The organism is Niallia circulans (assembly GCF_003726095.1).
GTDB lineage: Bacteria > Bacillota > Bacilli > Bacillales > Cytobacillaceae > Niallia > Niallia circulans_A.
In genome coordinates this window covers 2,506,485-2,524,750 of the sequence record NZ_CP026031.1, presented here as the reverse complement: position 1 = coordinate 2,524,750, position 18,266 = coordinate 2,506,485, and the positions used below count along the sequence as shown (strand labels likewise).

The window sequence follows — 18,266 nt, the reverse complement described above, 5'->3', positions numbered from 1 at the left end:
TTTGCATTATTGACCAATAAAAAAACTTTCATAATCAATGAAAGTTTTTTAACAGGATATTTTTAAAGTTGGATATGATAAAATGAAGCAATTGTTTTTTGTTCTTCTTCAAAGTTTTTATAGTCGTTCAAGTTAGAGAGCATGCCTTTAATTATGGGTAATCTTGGTTCATCAGCATGAATCTCTGTCATTAATACTTCTAGTGTTATTTCTATCTCTTGTTTATTCGCTACATGCTCACTCTTACGTTGGATAGAGGCGATAGCATCTAGTATATCTTGATGACCATGTTCCATAAAGTTAATTTTAGGCTTTTTAATGATATATTTTAGAAAAGAAGTAGAAAAGAGTGGATTCTCATTATTTTTGTCCATATCCGTTATGATGGAATCTAATCTTTTTAATAAGTAGATGGAAATATCCCTTGTTGAGACATTTATAGGCTCTAAAATCACAAGTTTTAAAAAAGAATGAATAAGACCATCTTGGATCATAAGCAAATCTAAAAGGAATTGCTTTTTCTCTTCCCCGTAAATAGAATGGAGTCCTTTGAGATTATAACTTTGAAGCTCTGACTGCATTTTTACTAACAGATCTTTGATAGAATTATTTAAGGGAATAGCTTGTTCTTTTGATTGCATAATAATAAATTCTTTGTGTTTTAAAGCATGATTAAACATAAAGGTAAGCTGATCCATGTATTTTTCTCGAGCAGGGATTCGCTTTTGACTTATTTCTTCCATAGCGGTAATCAATTCATCGTAGTAATATTGCATAATTGTATAAAGAAGAGAGTCTTTCGATTTAAAGTATAAATAAAAGGCTCCTTTTGATATACCGCAATCACTGGCAATTTCTTGCACTGAGGTAGAAGAAAATCCCTTTTGAGCAAAAAATTTTATGGCAGAATCTATAATTATTTTTTCTTTTTCTTTCACGTAATTTCCTCCTGGACGTATAGGGAGTACACCTTGACTTATTGGTCATCTTTTTCTAATATATATGACTAATCAGTCAAATTATATAGTAAATGAAGGGAAAAATCAATGTATAGAGCTTTGCTTCTTCTTGACTGAAGGGAGTAGTTGCGAATTGTGCGAAAAAGGGATTTGCTATATGATTATAATCATAAAAAGATGAAGGTTGAAAGTTGAGTAATCCAATTGGTTTATGTTAATTAAATCGAGCTGATTTCTTGACGAGCGTATCTTATGATAATAAACTTACTTACGTATCGTAAGTATCAGTTTATTGTCAAAAAGATATTTAAAAAGGAAAGGTACATTTTTATGCGTTGCTTGAAGTGAAAAGGGGGAGACTCCTGTGGGATTACCGTGAGCCCCACGGAAAGCAATTAGATTCGAAGAGATTAAATAAATAGATCATAAATAAACAGCTATTTCTAATATCTAGAGGTTTGTCTATCGTTTTATAATCTAAAATTTTATACCGATAAGAAATATAAGTAAGAATATAACAGAAGATAAAGGAGATTTTGTAATGGATCAAAATGTTATCGATCTTCTTCAAAATAAGATGGAAATAATCGCATTTAATGAAGAACAGAATTTAAGTTTAGTCGGACCAGTAAAATTGCCAGTTCAATTGGACGATCAAGTTGTGACATTCCAATGGTACACATGGTTACCGATAAAGAAGGATGAAACGAAAGAGGAAGTGCTTCGCTCTTTACCGAATTTACATTTAGCGGATTATCAACAATCCTCTGTTTTAGTATACGGTGACTTTAAAAATGCAGAAAATGCATTAATACGTATGCATAGTATATGTCATACTGGCGACATTTTTGGTAGTAAACGTTGTGATTGCGGATATCAATTAAAAGAATCGATGCGTATGATTGTAGAGAATGGAAATGGAGCTCTCTTTTATTTAGCTAATCATGAAGGAAGAGGTATTGGGCTATTTACTAAATCCCTTGCTTACCTTTTACAAGAAAATGGTCTAGATACTGTGGAGGCAAATCTCGCATTAGATTTCCCAGATGATTTAAGAAGTTATGAAGCACCGATTAAAGTTCTTCAAGCACTACGACAAAAACCAGTTAAATTAATAACTAACAATCCAAAGAAGCTTGATGCACTAAAAAAACTTGGTCTTACAGCAGAAGAAAATATTCCCTTATGGGGGATGTCTCATCCTATAATGAGAATTATTTAAACACGAAAGTGAATAAATCTGGTCATATTCCCTTGAAAAATACAGTGACCATTTAAGGAGAATAAGGTATGAAACATGATCAAGATTACATGAGACTCGCATTAGACCTTGCAGCATCTGCACTTGGTAAGACAAATCCCAATCCAGTTGTCGGAGCTGTCATTGTAAAGGACGGCGTAATTGTCGGAACTGGTCTCCATCGCAAAGCAGGAGAGCCACACGCTGAGGTCCATGCTTTTAAAATGGCTGGAGACCACGCAAAAGATGCAACTCTTTATGTGACGCTAGAGCCATGCTCACACTATGGGAAAACACCACCTTGTGCACTTTTAGTGAAAGACTCTGGAGTCAAAAGAGTGGTAGTAGCGACAGAAGATCCCAATCCGCAAGTTGCAGGACGAGGTATTAACATCTTGAGGGAAGCAGGAATTGATGTTGAAGTTGGTGTTCTAAAAAAAGAAGCCCAGCAATTAAACGAACGTTTTATTCATAATATGATACATGAAAAACCTTTTGTTATATCTAAGGTAGCAATGACATTAGACGGCAAAATTGCTACCCATACAGGACATAGTCAATGGATTACAGGAGAAGAAGCAAGAAAAGAAGTGCACTTTTTAAGAAATGAAGTAGATGCAATCTTAGTTGGTGTTGGTACTGTGCTCGCTGATAATCCTAAATTGACAACTCGATTAGAGGGACCAGCAAAGAATCCAATTCGGATTATTTTGGATGCCAATTTAAGAACACCTCTAGAGGCTAATATTACTGATTGTAGGGAAGCAAAAACAATCATTGCTACAAGTGCTACCCTTCAATCAGAGAAAGCAGCTGCTTTAAAAGAAAAGGGTGTAGAATTATTCACAGTTCCTTCTATTCAGGGAAAATTAGACTTGGAGATAGTTTTAAAGGAAATATATAAACGTGGAATTACAGATATTCTTCTGGAAGGCGGAAGTGAAGTAAATGCAAGCTTTATGCGTCAACGGCTTATTCAGAAGTATTTAGTATATATTGCTCCTAAAATAGTAGGCGGTGCCAATTCCTATACACCATTTAAAGGAGAAGATATTGATACAGTAGATGAAGCAGTTCCCTTAAGATTTGAAAAGACGGAATGGGTGGGTAAGGATATGAAAATAACAGCTTATCCCGATATAATTAATTAGTATTTCTGTGGAGGAAATAATGAAGTTTGGTTTTGATATAGACGATACACTTATCAATTTAAGACAACATGCTTTTGAACTTTATAATCATAAGTTACAGAAAAATATTGCATTAGAAAACTTCCATGCATTAAAAACGGTTGAAATTCACGAACCATTTGGATTAAATGCTACTGAAGGAAAGCAGCTTTGGAACACTCTAAGGGAAGAAATTTATTTTACAAATTGTCCTCCTTTTCCAGATTCCATTGAAGTGCTAAATGAACTTGTTAGTAATGGTCATGACGTTTATTATATTACAGCACGGAAAAAACAATTTGCCGAAAAGACGAAAGATTGGATGAAGAAAGTAGGATTTCCGGTAATTGATAGTCATTTTTTTTGTGGGATGGAAGATCATGAGAAAGTTTGTATCATTCAGGAGCTTCAATTAAACTACTATTTTGATGACAAACCCGCTGTTCTAGAAACTCTTCAAGGGTCTCCCACACGGCTTTATGTGAAGGATCATCCCTATAATCAACATTTAGAGTTGAATAGAATAAAGGACTGGAAACAGTTACGAGCTTTGTATGAAAGTAAATAGGAAAGAAATAGCCTGAGTGCCTCATTTCAGGCTATTTCGTATATTAATTTACTTTCATAGCTCATGTATTCTATCATATGGTTCTTTTAAAGAGTTTTTTGCTTTTGGTAATTTTGGTAAATGCCCTACCCTTTAGCTTATGTGAGGAGCAATAAATCCTCCGTATAGAAAGGCTATTATTATAACTAGGGCAGGATGCACCTTCCACTTCTGCAGTAATAAAAAGGCAATGACAGCAATGCAAACAGATTGAATGATACCGATGGAATGATAGGAATCTTGAAACATTTCATAGGTTAAAACTAGCATTAATGCTGTTATTACAGGCTGTACAAGAAGCGTCATGCCTTTGACAATCTTCGAATTTTGATGTTTTTTCATTAATTTTAATAAGAAAATAAGAGCAACTGCCGAAGGGAGAATAGTGGCCAATAAAGCAACAATAAACCCAGCCCATCCTCCAACTCCAAAGCCTACATATGCAGCTATTTTGGTAGCAATTGGTCCCGGCAGAGCATTAGCAAAAGCGAGCATATTGGAAAATTCAATGTTGGATAACCAATTATATCGATTAACTATCTCCTCATACATTAAAGGAATGGAAGCTGGACCACCGCCATAACCTAATAAATTTGCCACAAGAAAACTGAGGAAAATACTTACAAAAATCATCTTATATGCCTCTTTCTTTTTTATGTAGAAGTTTATCTTTTAATTTAAAATGAAATGCTCCATAGATAAGAAAAATAAGTACAACAATACCTGGATGTATGGCAAATACTTGTAGTAAAAGAAGACAGACAAGTGTTAATCCAATTCCAGCATAGATTCCTAAGCCTTTGACCGCTTTTTCTCCAAACTCATATGCCATTAAGCCAAGCATAACGGCAATAACTGGAACGACTGCTCCAATCATACTTGTTATTATTGGTGAATGACTGAGGATAGATATAAAGGAAAATAAGAATACCATTGCTAAACAAGTCGGTAGTATATGGGCAATTACGCTTACAATTGCTCCGATTATCCCTTTTTGATGATAACCTATATAGGCAGCTAATTTTGTGGCAATAGGTCCAGGAAGTGTATTCGCAATTGCTAAAGCATCCCCAAATTCATCATTAGCCATCCACTTATATTTTGTTACTGCTTCGTGACGAAACAGAGGAATAACAGAAGGACCACCACCAAAGCCGAAAATGCCAGCCCGAAGCATGCCTAGAATTAAATCTTTATACATAAAGATATATCTCCTTTCTTAACAACTCTAACGATAGTAACGACACGTAATTATCTTACCACTAATTTTATATTTTGTTTAAGGAATATAGAAAGCATGTATATGTTTTATTACTCTTACTCATTGAAACTTAAACCAACATATATTAAAATAATAAAAATATATTTAAGTTATTATCATCTAGCTTTCGTAAATAATTCTTCATTATACCCTTTCTATTTTGGTTATTCTTTGATTTACTTCAGGAATTAAAGTTCTTTTAAAGTAAGTTTGTGAAAGAGTTTTTAAGAAAATATAAAATAGTTTCATCTCTTTTTAAGAGGTAATGTATTAATGATAAAAATTTGAATATTCAGAATAAAAATGAGGGGGATTCAGACTTGAGAGCTAAATTGGAAAAAAGAATTAGAATTGCTGCCAAAAAAGAGCCAGCTGATATAGTAATTACGAATGGTAAAATTGTTAATGTTTTTACAGGTGAACTAATGGACGGGGATGTAGCAATTGCAGATGACAGAATAGCAGGAATTGGGAGCTATCAAGGAAAACAAATAATTGATGCCGAAGGTAAATATATCGTTCCGGGCCTCATTGATGGCCACGTACATATAGAAAGTAGTATGCTTACACCGCAGGAATTTACCAAAATATTATTATTGCATGGTGTAACGACTGTTATAACAGATCCACATGAAATTGCAAATGTGGCAGGGGCAGCTGGGATTCAATATATGTTGGATGCCTCGGAAGATCTTCCAATAGATATTCGCGTCATGTTACCATCTTGTGTTCCTGCAGTTCCAGAGGACTCAAATGGAGCGACGTTATATGCAAAGGATTTAGCACCATTTTATTCACATGATAGAGTACTTGGATTAGCAGAAATAATGGACTTTCCCTCTGTATATGAAACGCAGTCAGATATGATAGATAAATTTATTCTGACAAAAAAACATAATCGTTTAATGGATGGTCATGCTGCTGGAATTGAGCGAGAGAAATTAAATGTATATAGCGCAGCTGAAATTAGAAATGATCATGAAGCAACGACACTGCAAGAAGCAAAAGATCGGCTAGATTTAGGGATGTACCTAATGATAAGAGAGGGAACGGTTGCGAAAGATTTAAAGGCTTTATTACCTGCGATAACCCTTAGAAATTCACGAAGATGTTTGTTTGTAACAGATGATAAATTGGTAGATGATTTAGTAGAAGAGGGGAGTGTGAATTATAGCGTACGATTAGCGATAGAAGAAGGATTAGATCCGATTATTGCTATTCAAATGGCCACCATTAACGCTGCCGAATGTTTTCAGTTAGATTCAATTGGGGCAGTTTCTCCAGGTTACCGCGCAGATCTTCTACTTTTAGATAATCTTGAGGAATTTTCCATTCATAGTGTATATAGAAACGGTCAATGTGTGGTGGAAAAGGGAAAATTAAGAAGAGAAGTTCAACACTTTAAGTCATCCTATTTGGATACGAATTTACCGACGATAAATTGTGCAAAATTGTCATCAGCTGACTTAAAGCTGCCATTAACTTCTGAAAGCTGCCATATAATTGAAATTATTCCTAATAGTATTGTAACGAAGGAAGTAATCGAAAAGGTACAAATGGTAGATGGCTATTTTCAGCCATCATTGGAAAAGGATCAACTAAAACTTGTAGTAGTAGAGAGACATCATCAAACAGGGAATATTGGAAAAGCGATTGTGAAAGGGTTTGGCTTTAAAAGAGGTGCAATTGCCACGACCATTTCTCACGATTCTCATAATATTGTTGCAGTTGGCACAAATGATCAGGATTTACTTTCTGCTATTCATGAGTTACAAGAAATAAAGGGAGGTATAGTTGTAGTATCAGAAGGTAAAGTAGTTGCGGCACTTCCCTTACCAATAGCTGGATTGATTTCTGATCAAGATTATTTAACCGTGTACGAACAACTAAAAATATTAAATCATAAGGTCCAAATTCTGCAAGGGTATGATACTTTTAATCCATTCTTGACCTTATCCTTTTTATCATTAACTGTAATTCCTGCCTTGAAATTAACGGATAAAGGATTATTTGACTTTCAATCATTTTCCTATAAAGATGTATCTCTTAATCTATAATAGTTTTTTATTTTTTAATCTTTTGTTCATTATTTGTTCATAATTATTCGGTATTCTATAAACAGGTTAAGAGTTTCCCCTCTTAAAATATATTTTACCCGAAAGAGATTTCGGGTTTTTTTCATACTTAAATTTAACTCGGGGTAAAAATTACGATACTTTCCATGAGTAATAATAAATTGCATGTTTAAAATTGCTAAAAAAAGAGAATAATTTTATAAAGGTATACAAATTAATAATATAAGCAAGGAACTTATAAGAAAAGCAGTAATAATGAAAGCGTTTTCTGATATAATAAATGTATAGATCTACTTACTAATAAGGAGTGGATAACGATGGAAGAACAAACAAACTTTTTTAATGGACTTAAATGGGGAGTCATTATTAGTATCCCATTATGGGTTTCATTTTTGGGATGGCTAAAGTTACTTATTAATTTTACGTAAATATGGAAGTCTAGGTAAAGGCTATTAGGATATAAGGATAAGAAATGAATAAAAAAGCATCGAAAACCAATTATGCTTTCGATGCTTTTTTGTATTAAGCTTGTGGGATTGGAGGGTCAATTCCTAGCACTTTTTCGCCGTTAACTGTTAACCAAATATAGTAACGGTCAATTTCTTTACCAAGGATTTTTTCGATTTTCGCGATAACTTTTTCTTGAACATCAAAAGAAATCTGGGCAGTCTGTTCACCTAGTGGTACATTTTTAAGTCCGAGTGCATCTGCAATTTGTCTTGCTTGATCATAAGAGACTTCGATGTATTTGTCATACTCAGGTAAGTAAGCAGCTTGAGCAGGCTTTACTTGAAAGGATACAATTAATACTACAGCTAATAAACTCCATACTAATTTTTTCATAAGCTCTCTCCCTTTTCATATTTAATTATTTCTTCTTTTAGTGCTATAAAAGTATCGACCACTTTGGGGTGATACATAGTACCCCGGTTATTTAAAATTTCTTGAAAAGCTTCTTCGGCAGATTTACCTTTTTTATATACTCTGTCTGTAGTCATTGCATCAAAGGAATCAACAACCGATATAATTGCAGATTCGATGGTAATCTCATCTTTTTTCAGACCTTTTGGATAACCTTTTCCATCATATCTTTCATGATGCTGTTCAACAATTAAGGCAATCTCATTTAATAGAGGGATGTTCGTTTCTTCTAACAGCTGTCTGCCAAATGTGGTATGTTTTTTCATAATTTCCCATTCTTCACTAGTTAACTTACTAGGTTTTTGAAGGATTTCTAAAGGGACTCTAACCTTGCCAACATCATGAAAAAACGAAGCGAGATTTAAAAGTGTAATTTGTTTAGTGGACAATTCAAGTGCTTTCCCCACCAACATGGAATAATGTTTTATTCTTTCACAGTGATCAACGGTATAGCCATCTTTCTCCTCAATGGAAATGGCTAATTCCATTAAATCTTTTGAAAGTTTGCTATAATTATGAAAAACTGGCTGACTTGTTACATATATAAACTCAGTTTCTTCCTGAGAATGAAAATTGGTAAATTTCTTTATGGGACTCTCAGAGAAAGATTGTCCAGTATTTAATTCAATTGTTCTTTCATCTGTATGATAAAGTAATTTTCCAGAGAGTATATATATAAATTCAAGACCAACCCAATTTTCTTCCGGTCCAAGCGCCCAACTAGAACCGGGTTGTAATCTATGATAGATTACTTCGGTCCCATCTCCAGCGGCCATTAACGAAATTTGGAGACCTTTAAAATAAACGGTTTCTATAAACTCACCTGCATTCATGATGCCCACGATTTTACTCCCTCTCTCTATTTACAATAAAATAGATTAATATAATCTATAAAAATCTCAATTATAGTTATTTTAAATCATAAATAATGTTATTTTAATAGGTATATTAGATTATATTATATTTATCGTGTTAAAGGGAGTGATCAACGAATTTTGTAAAACTTAACAAAAATATTTTATCAAATGTTTTATGGGAATAATAGCATTAAATTACAAATTTCCTGAACAAAGATATAATATGGAAAAGAAAAGGATGGGAAAAGCGTTTTTTGATATTTATTAAGTGCTAACAAATATCAAAATCAAATCTTTTGAATAACTTTTCTGAATAAAATATGATATAATATAATAATGTAAAAGGACTGACCTAATACAAAGATTTGATCTTGTACAGGTCAGCCCCTTAAATGGTTGTTGCTCAGTTTTTATCCTTCATTACTTTAGTTAATTAACTTGTTTTGGTGGAATTTCTATTTGATTGTTACCCATATCCTACTATGGGTGAGTGGATATTACTGTATCCATTAATTATTGTCGTTACGTGAATTTCCACCTTTTCGACCAATTTCTTGGTAGAATTCTTTGTCGTGGTTTTCAGAAGTAGCTTCTCCACCCTTTTTACCAATTTCTTGGTAGAATTCCTTGTCATGGTTTTCAGAAGTGGTTTCTCCACCCTTTTTACCAATTTCTTGGTAGAATTCCTTGTCATGGTTTTCAGAAGTGGTTTCTCCACCTTTTTTACCGATTTCTTGGTAGAATTCTTTGTCGTGGTTTTCAGAAGTAGCTTGTCCACCTTTTTGTCCGATTTCTTGATAAAAATCCTTGTCGTGATTTTTAGAAGTAGCTTCTCCGCCTTTTCTACCTGCTTCTTCTCTGCTCATTTTGTTGTCTGCCATTTCTATCACTCCTATTAAAGATTTTTAATTAACGTTACATTGGTTATATAGCCGAATTTGAACATAATAAACATAAATATATATTTTTTTAGTGTAGAAAATTTTGGTAAAGGGGATAAATGTGAATGAAAGTTACGAGAGAAAAATTTATGAACGTAGTAAAGGTTGCGGAAGAATTAGGGTGCAAGGTTGCATATGATTCGACAAAAAAAATTAGTTTTAATACAAATATGTATATAACAGTTCCTTATCAATTTTCATTGGAAAATATCTATGCACTTGCACATGAAATTGGCCATGTTATTGATTATGTGAATGGCGACCTTGATCATGATAAGTGGTTGCATGATTGGTCTTATCGTGTAAATGCAGAGATGAGTGCATGGGTTCATGCCTATAAAATATTAGAGAAGAATGCAGTGCCGTTACATCATTGGCAGACACATGTAAATGCTAAACTAGCGAATTATTTTATTCTTCCAGAAGTAATCTAAGCTGATACAAAAAAAGAGAAGCAGTTATTCCTCTTCCTTTAGTGAAGGAGAGGAATAACTGCTTTTTTTAGATGGAAGAAAAGATAGTATCTCAAGGGATAAATTAAGAAGTTTTTGACTCTATATCGCGAAATGGATGGTGCGTATGTTAGAAAAAGGGCTACTTTTGAAATAAGTTTTCCTAAATAAAATAAAAAAATAGCTATTACAAAACGGGTATATGAGAACCATTTTAATAATAGCTACTTTCATTTTAATTGTTATCTTGCATATCTTTCGCTAGGAATCCTTGTTGTTTAATCATTTTAGCATTACTTGGGTAGTAGGATTTATCATAGAAGTTTGCAATGCGATTGGTCCATCCCGCTGGAGTTTCCCCTCTGTTCTTTAAATACTCGCTATATGTTTCATTATATTTTTCAAGCAGTTCCTGTTGATTTCTATCATACTTTTCTTCATGAAGAACAGCTTCCAAAGGTAATCGAGGTTTTAATCCTGGATCTCCATCAGGGTATCCAAGGCAAAGTCCGGCAATTGGAATGACATAGCTAGGTAATTGCAAGAAGTCAATTACCTGCAAAGAGTTTCGTCGTATACCACCTATGGGAACTGTTCCTAACCCGAGTGATTCGGCAGCAGTAATGGCATTTTGCATAGCCAGGCCAACATCTGTCGCCCCAATTAAGAGTGTATCAACATCTTCAATTGCTTTAAATGCTTTTCCTTCCATTTCACTAGCTAGCTTTGCTCGATAGAAATCAGCACAAAATATAAGAAAGACTGGAGCATTTTCAACATGCTTTTGATTCCCGCATAATTCAGCTAAATGTCTCTTTCTATCCTCATCACGAACCAAGATAGCTGTAACATGCTGTCCATTAGTCCAAGAAGGGGCACTTTGTGCTGCTTCTATAATTGAATGCAGTGTTTCTAAACTTATTTCTTTATCTTGATATTTACGATAAGATCGATGTTTTTTTAAATGTTGTATGATTTCATTCATCTATAAATTCTCCCTTTTTTCGCATTTTCTTTATTCTAGCATAGCACAAAGAAAAAATGTCTCTTTGAGTTCGGTAGAGTCATGATATCTACATATGAGATGGATAAATAGCTTTTAACCTATAAAAAAACCTACCAGATAATAGGTAGGTTTTAGGAATTTTATAAGAGAGATTCAGCTCCATCTATATATACTTCTGTTCCAGTAATATGATTAGATAAATCAGAACTTAAGAAATAAACTAGATCAGCTACTTGCTGAGCGCTTCCGGATTGCTGGGCCAATGGTTGGTTCCCGTCGGGATATTCAACAGGGATGGTTATTTCTTTTAAGTGTTCTTCATCTTTAAAAGTATTCTTTTCTATATTTGTATCAATTGCTCCAGGGCATATCATATTTACTCTTATTTTGTATTGAGCTAATTCTAATGCTGCCATTTTTCCAAATGCGACTTGACCAGCTTTCGATGTACTATAAGCAGACATTCCGAAGTTTTTAAAAATGCGATTTCCATTAATACTGCTTGTTATAATAATACTGCCCCCATGGGTTTTCATATGGGGAATGCTATATTTAACAGTTAAAAAAGTACTTTTCAAATTTGTTTCAATGGTTGTATCCCATTCAGAGGGTGTAAGATCTTCGATAGAAGACACAGCTCCGTTAATTCCCGCATTAATAAAAACCGTATCTATTCTATTCCACTTTTTTACGGTTTCCTCAATAGCTTGTTGAATGGAAGGAGGTTCTGCGACATTCGCTTCTAAGGAGATCGCTTCTTGACCTTTTTTATTAATTGTTGCTTTCACTTCTTCTAGATCATCAGCATTTAAGTCCACTAGCGCTACTTTCATTCCTTTATTTGCAAGTGAGATGGCTGCTGCTTTTCCAATCCCCGAAGCTGCACCGGTAATTATTGCTACTTTATTTTCAAGGTCATTCATTTTAGTATCCTCCTCGATCAATATCGCTAATGATATTGTTATTATGATAGATATAAGATACTAATATCCATTTTTAATGAAATAGAAACGTTTTATGAGTTGGTAAGTAAATAATAAAAATTTTAATACTAAATTTTCGAAAAAATTGATTGGATTCGGTAATATGGAGAGAAAGGAGATGATTTTCATTGAAAGCGATGATAATTGAAGCATTTGGTGATTCTACGGTATTTAAGCTGAAGGAAATAGAAACACTTGATTTATTGCCAGATCAAGTACGTATAAAGGTAAAAGCTACCAGTGTCAATCCTATTGATCTTAAAGTGAGAGGTGGAGCGGTACCGGGAGTTTCTCCGGCTTTTCCCGCTATTTTACACGGAGATGTAGCGGGTGTTATTGAAGAAGTAGGAGAGGCAGTACCATCCTTTCAAATTGGCGATGAAGTATATGGATGTGCTGGCGGTTTTAAGGGAATGCAAGGTGCATTGGCTGAATATATGATTGCTGATTATCGACTCATAGCACATAAACCAAGAAATATCACCATGGAAGAAGCAGCTGCAATCCCCCTTGTTGGGATAACAGCATGGGAATCTTTATTTACTAAAGGTTGTTTAAAGAAAGGAGATAAAATCCTTGTTCACGGTGGAGCAGGCGGAGTAGGTCATATCGCCATTCAGCTCGCTAAATGGGTTGGAGCCGTTGTCTCTACAACCGTTTCAACCATGGAAAAACAAGCGATTGTTAAAAAAATAGGTGCAGACCATATTATTAATTATCGAGAAGTATCAGTGAGAGAATATGTTGATAAATATACAGCTGGAAAAGGCTATCCGCTGATCTTTGATACTGTCGGCGGTAGAAATCTAGACCATTCATTTGAAGCAGCTGCTTTAAATGGAAGTGTTCTAACAATTGCTGCTAGATCCACACATGATTTAACTCCTTTACATTCGAAAGGGCTTTCGTTACATGTAACATTTATGCTTCTCAAGATGCTTAATGAGGATTCGCGAATAGAGCATGGGAATATTTTACGCAATATTACGAAGATAGTAGAAGAAAATAAGTTAAAGCCCTTCCTTGATAAAAAAACATTTTCTTTCGAGGAAATAAGTAAAGCGCATGAATATCTAGAATCAGGCAATGCTGTCGGAAAAGTAGTGCTTGTAAATAAATGGTAGGATACATTTGTTGAGAAGCTTTGTATAAAAAATTCCGTAGATAACCAAAATACATACGTAGTGTATTAGGAAGGAGGAATCATCATGAGTTATCAAAAGCCCAACCCTGATAATCGTTCTGATAATGTAGAAAAATTACAGGACATGGTACAAAACACGTTAGAAAATATTGATAAAGCGGAAGAAACGCTGGTAAATGCTAGTTCTGATGAAAAAGAAATGATTCAACAAAAGAATAAAAGAAGAGAAGCTGCAGTTCAGTCGTTTAGAGAAGAAATCCAAGATGAAGCATCTGATAGAGAAAATGGGTATCAGTAAGTAAAAAGGATTAGAATAGGCTGCACGTTAGATTTTAACTTTATAAGATAGAATAAAGCTAATTATTTTGTACTTGAAGAAATTAGCCGATTTATCTTATAAGGTGGAAATGCTTTCGTGCAGTTTTTTATTTGTTTTGTGGCAATTTAGAAATTTCTCGGAATTTACTGCTGTAAAACGATTTTCATAGTAATATATATATGAATACTTTTATAGGAGAATTAAGATGAAAGCAGTTATTACTGGAATGGGAATAATAGGAGCAGGATTTTCCAATATAGTAGAGTTTATGACAGTGCTTCAAAGTAATAAAAGTATGTTGAAACAGGAGAAATATGAAGGGAAATACATATACACAGGTAGAGTGAAGGAAGAGCAAATAAACAAGGTACATAAAAGGCAAGAAAAAATGTCTAAACCTGTTCGAATGATTCTCCATGCATGTAAAGAAGCAATAGAACAGGCCAATATAAGCGTTAGAGACTATCGAACAGCAGTCATTGTCGGTTCTTCGGCTGGTGGCTTAGCAGAAATCAGTAAAGCTACTTTTTCTTTGGAAAAAGGCAAGAGGCTTTCTCCTTATACTATTGGAAATATGAATGCTAATTCTCTATCTTCTAGTATTAGTGCTTATTTGCAGTTAAATGGTATAGCATTATCATTGGCAAATAGTTGTACATCGGGTATAGATGCATTAAATTTAGCGAGAATATTAATTGAGTCAAACCAAATTGATGTTTGCATAGTTGGTGCTAGTGATGAATCAATTTGTGATCCTATAATAAAAGGGTTCCTTCCACATCGTGTTTTACAAGCTGGAAATAAACCTCAACCCTCCTTTGGGCCATTTTCAGGTGGGAAAGGATTTTCGATTTCGGAAGGAGCAGGTGTTTTAATTGTTGAAAATGAGCAAGTCGCCATTCAGCGTCATGCATCCATATTAGGAAAAGTAGAAGCTACAAGTGTAACACAGGACGCTATCTCTCCTTTTCAGTCAGACTCAACAGGTTTGCTTATGGAAAAAGCAGTTGCTGAATGTTTACAGGAGAATATGCCAACCTACATAAATAGTCAGGCTTTAGGAATAATGGAAAATGATCATATTGAAATCGGTGTATATAAGAGGTTTTTGAAGGATCTAAGATTCCTATTACATCCATTAAGGGAACGGTCGGGCATGCTATGGGAGTTTCGCCGCTTTTTCAAATAATAGCTTCTTTAATAAGTATCAAAAAAAGCTTTATTCCTGCAACCATAAGTCAGGAAATAAATGATTATTATCGAGATTATCCAATAGTGACACAGCTAATTACAGAAGATGTTGATCGCGTTTTAGTAACAGCACATGGATATGGAGGAAATAATGGGTGCGCGATGATAACAAAAGGAGGAGCATAAAGTGGAAGCTATATTATTATTGATGGTTTCGTTAGTTCCACTCATTATTTCTGTGACTATTATTTTTTATTCACAGTCTCAATTAACAAAAGCCTTATCTCTTTTCTTATGTATGCTCTCCTTCTGGCAAATGGATATCGCAGTTTTATATGCAGGAGATTTCTTAAGTCAGGGGACAATCGAACTCTTATTTAAAATATTCCGGCTAGGAACCATTTGTATAATGCCAGTTATGTATTATTTTTCATATTACTTAGTAAGTGAACATAAAGAGTTTAAACGATTTAGAGTATTGTTTAATAAACCATTTTTATACGTTTTAATTTTATATAGTTTATTTGCCTATTTTATTAATTTTACTAGCCTTGGTGTGAAGGATTTTATTATAATCGATGGAAATTTACTTTCATCTAAGTATATTCTCCCGATTTACGGAAAGTGGAATGTATTATTCATCTTAAATATTGTTTTATTATATTTGAACACTATCATTTTATTGGTGATTTCCTTTAAAATTAGGGATCCCATTTATAAAAGCTTTTATATCAAATTTGTAATCGCTGTTTTAATCATCTATATTAATGGTGTATTTAGTGGTTTTATTTTTATTCCATTATTTTTCTCTAGTTTTAACTCTTTGATCGCGGCCGTTATTTTATTTTTAAGCTTTTTTCAAATGCAATCGACACACTTGAATAATATGAATGCAGAGTTATCGAGGCAAAGTGAGTTACTCGAAGCTATTATGGATATAAACCCGAATTATTTATTAGTTAAAAATAAGAAGGAACAAATAGTAAAGATGAATCCGTCCTTCTTAGAACTATTATCGCTTGAAAACAATAATTGGTTAGGGCGTCCATTTTCTTATATAGAAAAACGTATTAATATGGAGACAGACGAACCACATCGATTTGTCGATAGCAGCGGGAAGAACTATTTTATTACTTGGGGGAAAAAAGAACTTATACATAGTACTGGAGAAGAATATCATATTTATTTTGGACATGATATTACGGATCAGAAGCATAATGAACAACTAATGATTTCTTCTGAAAAATTAAAAGTGGTAGGAGAGATGGCTGCTAGTGTTGCCCATGAAATTCGAAATCCGTTGACAACTATTAGAGGGTTTATCCAGCTTTTGAAGGAAAAAAACGATGCATCGGGTTATGAAACGATATTACTAGATGAAATTGATCGGATTAATGAAGTCTTAAAAGAGTTGCTTATACTTAGTAAGCCTGAGGCGAAAGCAAATGATAATAATGCTCTTCCGAGTACAAAAGTATTTTTAGAATTAAAAAATCTAAAAGTCCTATTTCATGCTCTGGCTAATGAACAAAATAAAGAGATCATCTTAGAAAATAGGGAGAATAAAGAATTAATAGCTTCTATTGATAATTCTCAATTTAAACAAGTTTTATTAAATATATTGAAAAATAGTATAGAGGCAGTTGCACCTCAAACAGGGAAAGTGAAAGCGATACTCGACCAAAAAGATGATTTTTGTAGAATTAGAATAATTGATAATGGAGACGGAATAAGTAAAGAAAGGCTAGCTAGGATTGGAGAACCATATTATACAAGCAAAGAAAAAGGAACTGGAATAGGCTTAACGATATGTCTAAAGCTTCTCAAGCAAAATAAGGGAGATATGGTAGTGAAAAGTAAAGAAGGATGGGGAACTGCAGTTACCATTGTCTTACCTTGTTTTCTTTAAAGTGGTATAGAGAGTTGAAGTAACAAATAAAAAGCGGATGTTTAAGGAGAAAACCTCTTTTAAACATCCGCTTTTAGAATCGTTTCAATTAAGATAAGCGATTACTGTAATCTTCGAAGACAAACTGGCGAATAACTTTTAAGCCTTCTTCTTCATTATAAGAAGCAATAGAAGGTAAATTAACACCGTTAAACATATGGTTTTTAACCATTGTATAGTGGGCCATGTCACAGAAGACAATTTTATCGCCAGGCTTTAGTGGCTCTTTGAAAGAGTAATCCCCAATAACATCTCCGGCTAAGCAGGTCATGCCGCCAAGTCTATAGGTATATTCATTTTCGCCAGGCTCTCCAGCATCAATAATATTAGGTCGATAGGGCATTTCAAGTACATCTGGCATATGACAGGTTGCTGATGTATCAAGTATAGCAATATCCATTCCATTATGAACAATATCAAGGACAGTGGATACTAAGTAACCTGTATTCAAAGCAATAGCTTCACCTGGTTCTAAATAAACATCTACATTATATTTTTCTTTTATAAATAATATGGATTCAACTAAAGTTTCAATATCATAATCTGGACGAGTAATATGATGTCCTCCACCAAAATTAATCCACTTCATTTTTTTTATATATTCGCCGAACTTCTCATCGACTACTTTTATCGTGCGTTTTAAAGTATCCGAATTTTGCTCACACATCGTATGAAAATGAAGTCCATCTATTCCATCTAATTCTTCTGGATTAAAGTTATCCAAGGTAATACCGAATCGAGAGTATGGAGCACATGGGTTATAAAGCTGTGTCTCAATTTCTGAGTATTCAGGATTGATTCGAAGACCTACATCAATTTTCTTCTCAGCATTTTGCACCTTATCTTTAAACCGATTCCACTGACTATGCGAATTAAAGACGATATGGTCAGTATATTGAAGTAATTCATCAAACTCGCTTTCGGCATATGCAGGTGCATACGCATGTACTTCTTTTCCCATTTTCTCATAGCCAAGTCTAGCTTCGAATAACGAACTGGATGTTACTCCTGCTAAGTATTTACCTACTAGAGGAAATACAGAATGCATGGAAAAACCCTTTAATGCAAGTAGAATTTTTGCTCCTGTACGTTCCTGTACAGACTGTAAAATTTCTAAGTTTCTTGTTAAAAGACGCTCGTCCACTACGTAACTTGGTGATGGAGCTTGTGTAAAATCAATCTTTTTCATTTCA

Annotated in this window: 18 protein-coding genes and 1 pseudogene; 10 read left to right on the top strand and 9 right to left on the bottom strand. The window is 34.0% G+C overall.

Features of this window, described 5'->3' with window-relative positions; translation table 11 throughout:
- Nucleotides 1–62: 62 nt before the first annotated feature.
- On the bottom strand, nt 63–938 hold the full coding sequence (locus C2I06_RS12300) for a TetR/AcrR family transcriptional regulator (RefSeq protein WP_164463682.1): 876 nt from the start codon (nt 936–938) through the stop codon (nt 63–65).
- Between the two features lie 562 nt (nt 939–1,500).
- On the opposite strand from C2I06_RS12300, the pseudogene C2I06_RS12295 reads away from it, so the two are divergent.
- The 3 genes and pseudogenes from C2I06_RS12295 to C2I06_RS12285 all read left to right on the top strand — a co-directional run bounded on the left by C2I06_RS12295 (nt 1,501) and on the right by C2I06_RS12285 (nt 3,936).
- Nucleotides 1,501–2,237 (top strand): annotated as a pseudogene (locus tag C2I06_RS12295) (GTP cyclohydrolase II).
- Nucleotides 2,238–2,249: 12 nt separating this feature from the next.
- Nucleotides 2,250–3,350: a bifunctional diaminohydroxyphosphoribosylaminopyrimidine deaminase/5-amino-6-(5-phosphoribosylamino)uracil reductase RibD gene (gene ribD / locus C2I06_RS12290; protein WP_095330596.1), complete on the top strand. Its 1,101-nt coding sequence runs from the start codon at nt 2,250–2,252 to the stop codon at nt 3,348–3,350.
- Between the two features lie 19 nt (nt 3,351–3,369).
- Nucleotides 3,370–3,936, top strand: coding sequence for a 5' nucleotidase, NT5C type (locus tag C2I06_RS12285; protein ID WP_095330598.1), 567 nt, complete (start codon nt 3,370–3,372; stop codon nt 3,934–3,936).
- A gap of 132 nt (nt 3,937–4,068) precedes the next feature.
- Here the strand turns inward: C2I06_RS12285 and C2I06_RS12280 are convergent, their stop codons facing one another.
- Together C2I06_RS12280 and C2I06_RS12275 are read right to left on the bottom strand one after the other, a co-directional pair.
- Nucleotides 4,069–4,608, bottom strand: a complete 540-nt coding sequence (locus tag C2I06_RS12280; RefSeq protein ID WP_095330600.1) for a chromate efflux transporter ChrA — start codon at nt 4,606–4,608, stop codon at nt 4,069–4,071.
- Between the two features lies 1 nt (nt 4,609).
- Nucleotides 4,610–5,176, bottom strand: coding sequence for a chromate efflux transporter ChrB (locus C2I06_RS12275; RefSeq protein WP_095330602.1), 567 nt, complete (start codon nt 5,174–5,176; stop codon nt 4,610–4,612).
- Nucleotides 5,177–5,556: 380 nt separating this feature from the next.
- Here C2I06_RS12275 and ade point away from each other — a divergent pair, with 380 nt between their 5' ends.
- Nucleotides 5,557–7,293 carry an adenine deaminase gene (ade, locus tag C2I06_RS12270; protein WP_123258115.1) on the top strand — a complete coding sequence of 579 codons (1,737 nt, stop codon included), beginning with the start codon at nt 5,557–5,559 and terminating at the stop codon, nt 7,291–7,293.
- Nucleotides 7,294–7,833: 540 nt separating this feature from the next.
- On the opposite strand, the gene C2I06_RS12265 is transcribed toward ade, so the two are convergent.
- The 3 genes from C2I06_RS12265 to gsiB form a co-directional block, all read right to left on the bottom strand.
- Nucleotides 7,834–8,154 (bottom strand): 8-amino-7-oxononanoate synthase, encoded by a 321-nt coding sequence (locus C2I06_RS12265; protein ID WP_095330606.1) that lies wholly within the window; start codon nt 8,152–8,154, stop codon nt 7,834–7,836.
- The gene (locus C2I06_RS12260) at nt 8,151–9,065 is read right to left on the bottom strand and encodes an HD domain-containing phosphohydrolase (protein WP_338134291.1); all 915 of its coding nucleotides are present in this window, start codon (nt 9,063–9,065) and stop codon (nt 8,151–8,153) included. The genes C2I06_RS12265 and C2I06_RS12260 overlap by 4 nt, the downstream gene beginning before the upstream one ends.
- A gap of 533 nt (nt 9,066–9,598) precedes the next feature.
- Nucleotides 9,599–9,970 (bottom strand): glucose starvation-inducible protein GsiB, encoded by a 372-nt coding sequence (gsiB, locus tag C2I06_RS12255; protein ID WP_123258113.1) that lies wholly within the window; start codon nt 9,968–9,970, stop codon nt 9,599–9,601.
- 125 nt (nt 9,971–10,095) lie between these two features.
- Between gsiB and C2I06_RS12250 the strand changes: the two genes are divergently transcribed.
- On the top strand, nt 10,096–10,464 hold the full coding sequence (locus C2I06_RS12250; RefSeq protein ID WP_095330610.1) for a type III secretion system effector protein: 369 nt from the start codon (nt 10,096–10,098) through the stop codon (nt 10,462–10,464).
- Between the two features lie 253 nt (nt 10,465–10,717).
- Here C2I06_RS12250 and C2I06_RS12245 read toward each other — a convergent pair whose 3' ends face one another.
- Nucleotides 10,718–11,467 (bottom strand): NADPH-dependent oxidoreductase, encoded by a 750-nt coding sequence (locus C2I06_RS12245; RefSeq protein ID WP_123258112.1) that lies wholly within the window; start codon nt 11,465–11,467, stop codon nt 10,718–10,720.
- Between the two features lie 161 nt (nt 11,468–11,628).
- Nucleotides 11,629–12,411, bottom strand: a complete 783-nt coding sequence (locus tag C2I06_RS12240; protein ID WP_095330613.1) for an SDR family oxidoreductase — start codon at nt 12,409–12,411, stop codon at nt 11,629–11,631.
- A 188-nt stretch (nt 12,412–12,599) separates the two neighbouring features.
- On the opposite strand from C2I06_RS12240, the gene C2I06_RS12235 reads away from it, so the two are divergent.
- From C2I06_RS12235 to C2I06_RS12215, 5 genes are all read left to right on the top strand, one after another.
- Nucleotides 12,600–13,595, top strand: a complete 996-nt coding sequence (locus C2I06_RS12235; protein ID WP_123258111.1) for a zinc-dependent alcohol dehydrogenase family protein — start codon at nt 12,600–12,602, stop codon at nt 13,593–13,595.
- 84 nt (nt 13,596–13,679) lie between these two features.
- A complete protein-coding gene (tlp, locus tag C2I06_RS12230; RefSeq protein WP_047942182.1) occupies nt 13,680–13,913 on the top strand; it encodes a small acid-soluble spore protein Tlp in 234 nt (77 codons plus the stop codon).
- Nucleotides 13,914–14,139: 226 nt separating this feature from the next.
- Nucleotides 14,140–15,123: a beta-ketoacyl synthase N-terminal-like domain-containing protein gene (locus tag C2I06_RS12225; RefSeq protein ID WP_123258110.1), complete on the top strand. Its 984-nt coding sequence runs from the start codon at nt 14,140–14,142 to the stop codon at nt 15,121–15,123.
- The gene (locus C2I06_RS12220) at nt 15,096–15,311 is read left to right on the top strand and encodes a hypothetical protein (RefSeq protein WP_249928304.1); all 216 of its coding nucleotides are present in this window, start codon (nt 15,096–15,098) and stop codon (nt 15,309–15,311) included. The genes C2I06_RS12225 and C2I06_RS12220 overlap by 28 nt, the downstream gene beginning before the upstream one ends.
- Before the next feature lies 1 nt (nt 15,312).
- A complete protein-coding gene (locus C2I06_RS12215) occupies nt 15,313–17,034 on the top strand; it encodes an ATP-binding protein (protein WP_123258108.1) in 1,722 nt (573 codons plus the stop codon).
- A gap of 88 nt (nt 17,035–17,122) precedes the next feature.
- On the opposite strand, the gene nspC is transcribed toward C2I06_RS12215, so the two are convergent.
- Complete coding sequence (gene nspC / locus C2I06_RS12210; protein WP_123258107.1) at nt 17,123–18,262, bottom strand: carboxynorspermidine decarboxylase; 1,140 nt, start codon at nt 18,260–18,262, stop codon at nt 17,123–17,125.
- Nucleotides 18,263–18,266 lie beyond the last annotated feature (4 nt).

Excerpts from the sequence above, each read along its gene's own strand:
- C2I06_RS12225 (WP_123258110.1), top strand. The coding sequence starts at position 14,140 with ATGAAAGCAGTTATTACTGGAATGGGAATAATAGGAGCAGGATTTTCC.
- C2I06_RS12220 (WP_249928304.1), top strand. The coding sequence starts at position 15,096 with ATGGGAGTTTCGCCGCTTTTTCAAATAATAGCTTCTTTAATAAGTATC.
- C2I06_RS12260 (WP_338134291.1), bottom strand. The coding sequence starts at position 9,065 with ATGAATGCAGGTGAGTTTATAGAAACCGTTTATTTTAAAGGTCTCCAA.
- gsiB (WP_123258113.1), bottom strand. The coding sequence starts at position 9,970 with ATGGCAGACAACAAAATGAGCAGAGAAGAAGCAGGTAGAAAAGGCGGA.
- C2I06_RS12275 (WP_095330602.1), bottom strand. The coding sequence starts at position 5,176 with ATGTATAAAGATTTAATTCTAGGCATGCTTCGGGCTGGCATTTTCGGC.
- tlp (WP_047942182.1), top strand. The coding sequence starts at position 13,680 with ATGAGTTATCAAAAGCCCAACCCTGATAATCGTTCTGATAATGTAGAA.
- C2I06_RS12280 (WP_095330600.1), bottom strand. The coding sequence starts at position 4,608 with ATGATTTTTGTAAGTATTTTCCTCAGTTTTCTTGTGGCAAATTTATTA.
- C2I06_RS12285 (WP_095330598.1), top strand. The coding sequence starts at position 3,370 with ATGAAGTTTGGTTTTGATATAGACGATACACTTATCAATTTAAGACAA.
- nspC (WP_123258107.1), bottom strand. The coding sequence starts at position 18,262 with ATGAAAAAGATTGATTTTACACAAGCTCCATCACCAAGTTACGTAGTG.
- C2I06_RS12245 (WP_123258112.1), bottom strand. The coding sequence starts at position 11,467 with ATGAATGAAATCATACAACATTTAAAAAAACATCGATCTTATCGTAAA.
- C2I06_RS12265 (WP_095330606.1), bottom strand. The coding sequence starts at position 8,154 with ATGAAAAAATTAGTATGGAGTTTATTAGCTGTAGTATTAATTGTATCC.
- C2I06_RS12240 (WP_095330613.1), bottom strand. The coding sequence starts at position 12,411 with ATGAATGACCTTGAAAATAAAGTAGCAATAATTACCGGTGCAGCTTCG.
- C2I06_RS12250 (WP_095330610.1), top strand. The coding sequence starts at position 10,096 with ATGAAAGTTACGAGAGAAAAATTTATGAACGTAGTAAAGGTTGCGGAA.
- ribD (WP_095330596.1), top strand. The coding sequence starts at position 2,250 with ATGAAACATGATCAAGATTACATGAGACTCGCATTAGACCTTGCAGCA.